Genomic DNA, 397 nt, shown 5'->3' on the forward strand with positions numbered 1-397 from the left:
ATGTTACACTGCGCGGCTTTCAGCCACTTTCTTCGCAGGTCACTCATGAGTCATTCAAATGAAACCAAACCCCATGCACGCGAGCTGGCGCGACCAAACTGGTCGGCGGTCTTCGCGATTGCTTTCTGCGTCGCCTGCCTGATTACCGTTGAGTTTTTGCCGGTCAGCCTGCTGACGCCGATGGCGCTGGATTTAGGCATCTCCGAAGGGATGGCCGGGCAGTCGGTGACGACGACGGCATTCGTCGCGATGTTTTCCAGCCTGTTTATCACCTCCGTCATTGGCAAAACCGATCGCCGCTATGTGGTTATTCTGTTTTCGCTGCTGCTGACCTTTTCCTGCCTGCTGGTATCGTTTGCCGATAGCTTCACCCTGCTACTGCTGGGGCGCGCCTGTC

Annotated in this window: 1 pseudogene; it reads left to right on the forward strand. The window is 56.4% G+C overall.

The annotated features are described in order from the left end of the window. Positions 1-45 precede the first annotated feature (45 nt). Positions 46-397, forward strand: a pseudogene (locus FJV41_RS56425) (hypothetical protein); the annotation flags it as partial.

Origin of the sequence: Myxococcus llanfairpwllgwyngyllgogerychwyrndrobwllllantysiliogogogochensis, from assembly GCF_006636215.1 — a bacterium.
Taxonomy (GTDB): Bacteria; Myxococcota; Myxococcia; order Myxococcales; family Myxococcaceae; genus Myxococcus; species Myxococcus llanfairpwllgwyngyllgogerychwyrndrobwllllantysiliogogogochensis.